The 4942-nt window shown below is 58.6% G+C and carries 3 protein-coding genes; all 3 read right to left on the bottom strand.

Going from position 1 to position 4942, the window contains the following annotated elements:
- Positions 1-15: 15 nt before the first annotated feature.
- Positions 16-1254 carry a hypothetical protein gene (locus U9R25_04595; GenBank protein MEA3335165.1) on the bottom strand — a complete coding sequence of 413 codons (1239 nt, stop codon included), beginning with the start codon at positions 1252-1254 and terminating at the stop codon, positions 16-18.
- Between the two features lie 180 nt (positions 1255-1434).
- A complete protein-coding gene (locus tag U9R25_04590; protein MEA3335164.1) occupies positions 1435-2235 on the bottom strand; it encodes a hypothetical protein in 801 nt (266 codons plus the stop codon).
- Positions 2236-2274: 39 nt separating this feature from the next.
- A partial coding sequence (locus tag U9R25_04585) for a CHAT domain-containing protein (GenBank protein ID MEA3335163.1) occupies positions 2275-4942 on the bottom strand: 2668 nt, incomplete at its 5' end.

Here is a 4942-nt window from a genome sequence, read left to right as displayed (position 1 = left end):
CATATTGACATAAATCTACTTCCAATCGAGGAACGTCACTTCAGAGCCGGTTTCTGCGGGCAGGTAGTACAGCCGTCTTACTCCTGTAGCGAGATGCTCGGCAGCTTGAGCCAGGTAGTTCACGTCGTCGAAGTCGACATCAAATTGCATGGAAATCGGCACGAATCCGTCCACAAGGATGCGCTTCTGAAGCGTAGCTTTGGGGTTGTACTGAAACAACGGAATCGCCGCCGCTGTGGCCAATAGCGCCTGGTTGAGACTGGCTTCAGCATCTGGCTCCGGTTGGGGCTCAAGTGGTTCAGGCTCGAGTTCAGGCAGAGGTTCCGCTGGGGTGGGTTCTGGTTCAGGCATGGGCTCAGGTTCGTCCGGCACGAAGGGGGCAAGCAGTTCCAGCCGGTCGATGATTCCTCCCAGGTGTTCAAAACTCTGCCAGGGAGCTACTGCGCCTACAACAAAGAGCAATGCAGCCTTGACGTAATCATCCTTCAGCAGTTCATTGTTGTACCAAATCAGCGAATCCCAATATCTCTGTTCCGATATCGGGGAGCTGGAGTGCCAGGGTCCCACGTCGGGGCCACCGGTGACCCCTTGCGTCAAGCCGCATTCGGTAATCAGCACGATGTGTTTGTCGCCATAGACTTTGCGAACATCAACCATGATACGACGGTATCGCAGTGTGAGCCACATGCCTCCTTCGTCTTTTTCCCTGATGTTTTCCTCGTGTAAACGCCAGAGATCGGGCCAATCATACTCATGGAAGCCCAGATAGGTATATGTCTCCAGGGTAGCGGGAAAGAATTCCAGAAAATCGTGGCCCAGCATGTTGCCGGTGGCAAAGTTCATGGCGACAGGTTCCATGCCCGCCTCTCTTATGGGATCAGCAAAGGCAACCTGGAATTCGTCATAGCGACGCTTTAGATCAGCGCTGTCTGTTTCTGATAGCGCCTCGTTGTAGGATTCCCAGGCGTTGAAGAGGGGACGTCCGGCGAAGGTTGTCCTGTTGGCTTCCAACTTCACGATTCGTCGCGCGAAGCTGGTGCCACGCTCAGCCGGGGCCTCGGCAAAGGAGCGCTGTTCCTCCTGCGACACGTACTCCCGGCCGATAAGAAACAGATCGGGGTGGATGTCGCGTACGCTCAGCCAGAACCCGACGTCGTGGTCCAGGGTTTTTATCGTGGGTGGTTTTATGCGTTTGATGGCGTCAAACACCTCATCGGAGGTCCGATTGACGTGGAAGCCGTATTTGTGCGGCATAAAGCGCCTCCTCAAAAAACTGTTTGAAAAGTCTTGTCCATGGGCTTGTTGGGTCTTCGAAGTATGCTTCGCGGCATCAGGCGGGCTTCCAGGCCTGGATTGCAGCTTTCGAGCGGCCTGGGGAGAGTTCGACTGCTTTTCAAACAGCCATTGATCTGCCCTGCCGGTGGCCGGAAGGAATTACAGCTTTATCTCCCGTCCCCTCAGGATGTCGGCGGCGAGCTCGATCCAAATCAGGGCTTGCGGATCCAGATGGCCCGGCAAGGGAAGAACCTGTCTGCCGATCGCCGTTATCCGGGCAGGACTGATTTCCAGTATGGTTTTCGTGTAGTGGTCATGGATGGTCGCCACGGTCCGGTACTCCTGCAGCTTGGAATTGCGGGCTCGTTCGAGATGTTCCTCGGTGATCTGGGCTGGTATTGAAACGCCTCGCATGACCACGTTGCGGCGAAAGCGATCCAGGGCCGGCTGCATGTTTCCCAGCCGCACTGCGGTGCGAACGGGACGGTGCCGGTCGCTGTGGGCAAAGTAACAGACACCCTGGCGCAGCGCGGCGGGCACTGCTCTGAGGCACCTGTCGATCTGTTCGGCAAGGCTCTTGGCCAGCTGATTCTCCGGGGTGTCGTACTGGTGACGCACCTCCCGGCAGACATAGCGGGAGGGGTCGTAGCTGTCGGCATAACGGGCCTTGATGGTTGCAGACCAGGCGATCCTTCCGCGGATCTGTCCCCGGTATTCTAACTGATGTTGCTCCGTTCGTCTATTCAGGTGATTCAGAAGACGTCCCAACGTATAGACGGTGAATCTCTCTACATCGTGCCGCGGTTCGACATGGAGCAGAAAGTAGGTCGCAGCGACCGAAAAGAGCAGCCCGGAGTCCTGCAGATGACGCCAGGCCGGGGGGCGATCCTTATCCAGGGTAAGCCGCAGCAGGCGGTTCAGCACTGCGGCTTCCAGGGGCACGACTGGGAATGAGTCCATGGGTATTTCGGATAGTCACTCAGTGAATGGGCGGCGCTGCTAACTCGATGCGTCCCAATCTTCCTCCGGGATATAGGGGTACAACGCCTTGATTCTGCCGAGAATCCCTTTGCTTTCAGCCGATTCGCCGAATCGCTCCTTTAGCTCCTGGTAGATGGCACAGATGCCTTTGTGATCCAGGCCGTCAAGTTGGGGTACGGCGTAGAGCAGGCAGGCTTCGGCTGCCAGGGCCAGCATATCTTCCGTTGCGGCATCGCGATCCCGGTAGCGGTCGCGGATATATTGGATCATGTCCTGGACGATGGCAGGGCCCAGCTCTCGCCTGCCCATCAACACGTTGGGCATTTCGACGTTTTCGCGGTTCAACAACGAATCAAAAAGAAGCTGGAGATCGGCGGCGTGGGTTTCTTCAAAGATTATCCCGTCGGAGCCTTGCCGGTTGATCCAGTTGTTGCGCAGAGTCGTGTAGAGGTTATCGGCAGGCAGGTCGACGTCGATGAAGGCAAATCGTCGCATGAAGGCAAGGGACATGTTGAAAAGTGAGGATTTGTCGTAGACATTCATGGTGCCCACGATGCGCCAATTGGGGTGGACCACGTAATCATAACCCGATTGTGCGCCCTGGGGAATCCATTGCTGCGAGGCATTGGATAAGGGGGGCAGCACCCGGATGGACTGGCCATCAATCTTATAGGGAAGATCGATCTGTTGACCGGAAAGGACGGTGAACAGTTCGCCGAAGGCCTTGTCGATTTCGGCTCGGTTGATCTCGTCTATGATCAGCCAGCGGCCCTCGCGAATGGCCTCGAGAAAGCTTCCGGCGCGAAAGCGGAGAGTCTGATCGGCGGCAGGAACATAACCACCCACGGTGTCAAAGGTAGTCCAATCGGCCGTGGCGGTGGTGTAGGTCGTACCGGTACAAAACCCCTGGTCGCCGGCGAAATCGGCGATGGCCTTGGCCAGGGAGGTTTTGCCGGTACCGGGCGGCCCGATGAGAATGATATGCTTGCCGGTGTTGATTGCGGCTGCGATCTGGGAGAATATCACCGGTGGCAACTCCAGCTGGGGTGATCGCGGATCGACGGTTTGCCCTTTTCCACTGACGAACCCGGCCAGCCCTGCTGCGCCTTGCGCCGTTATCCGCGCGTCGAGGTCCAACCTGCCGAGAAGATCCCGTCTTTGAATCGGGGCCTGACTATCCAGCGGCTGCGATGGTTGCTCGCGCGCCGCTGCCGCCAGTTGGCTTGCCAGACCAACCTGGAGCGACGGTGAGAGATTGCTCATCAAAAAGCTTGGACTGTCGAGGGCGGGCGCGCTTTCCAGTGTTACGGCGCGGCGAGGTCTCTCCGGGTACCCGGCTGTCATGGGAATGGCCGTGCCCTCCCGATCCAGCTGTGGAAGCGACTGGTCGACCTGGGCAACGTCGAGGTCGAATAGCTTGCCATCGCGCGTGCTCATGAACAGGGCCGGGATGCCCCAGTCGCCCGCCATGCCCTCCGTTACCCAGGCGTCGCTGTAGAGGGAGAGGCGGGTATTGGCCAGGGCCATGTCGACCTGCCCGCTGCGTGCCAGGTCGTCATAGAAATACTGGGAAAAACGTCTGGCGGTGGGGATGGGCAGGTTGTCCTGCATTGCTATGACAGCCGGGATTCCCTCGCGCACTAATGCGGGTCCCAGGCCGCGAAGGGTGTCAGAACTGTGGGTAACGGCGCTGACGCAGGCCTCGAGCACCACAAGACGCAGGTGGGTTTCACTCATGAGCGTTTGGAACTGACTGGCCGAGACAAACTCGTGGCGGCCATCTTCGGCCTCCATGACCAGATAATAGTCGCCGTGTAGCGGGGGAATGAACAGCCCATGGCAGAGCAGGTGCAGCACATGGTAGTCGGAGCCATGGCCGTCGCCCTCTTTCAGAAGGCGGTGGATGTTTTTGAGAGACGCCGGCATGCCGGATTCCCGGTTGATAATCTGGTATCTGCCCGAGCCATTGTCCTGTAATCTGGCCAGGCCCGTCTCGATGGCATCCACATGGTCCTTGATGGTCAGTCTCTTCAGGTTCGCCATCAGCTTGTTGCCAGGTTGCTCCAGCGTGGTCGGGTTGCAGATGGCGACCAGCACGCCCAGTTGGTCAGTCCGCAACTTGAGATCCCTTGATGGTCCGGGCTGATAACGATAGAAGGGATAGCGTGCCTGAACGGCCAGCGGTTTCTGCGCCTGATCGTCCTTCAGGAACTCCCATCGATGCCTGTGCAGTGCCACATCATTGGCGTCGAGACGCAGTTCGATGCGCAGGTTTCCCTCGGCCACCATATTGCTGGCTACTGCGTAACCATCCCTGGTAGTGCGATTGCTCAACCCTCCTGCGCTGCGCCCACTGTGGATGATGCCCTGGAAAAGCAGCTCACCGTAATCTCGTTCATCGGAGGCGGCCTCCAGCAACTCCTGACTGCGAATCCGGTTTGGGCCGCTGTATTCGATGCCGCGAAAGGTCAGCGTAACAGTGGTGGGCGTGACGGCGATCGACAAGATGTTGTCCTCGGGCGGCGGCTGGTAGACCTGTAAGAACGCCACCACACCCTCCGCCTCCCCACGTCTCCGCGTCTCCGCGTCCCCGCGTCCCTCCATCTCCACACCGCCGCGTCTCCGTGTCTCCGTGTCGCCCCCTCCCTCCGCCGCCGCGTCCCCGCGTCCCTCCGTCTCCGTGTCG

It is taken from the genome of Chloroflexota bacterium, from assembly GCA_034717495.1.
GTDB lineage: Bacteria > Chloroflexota > Anaerolineae > JAAEKA01 > JAAEKA01 > JAYELL01.
Note: the sequence above shows the minus strand (reverse complement) of the source record. Positions and strands in the feature narration are given on the sequence as shown.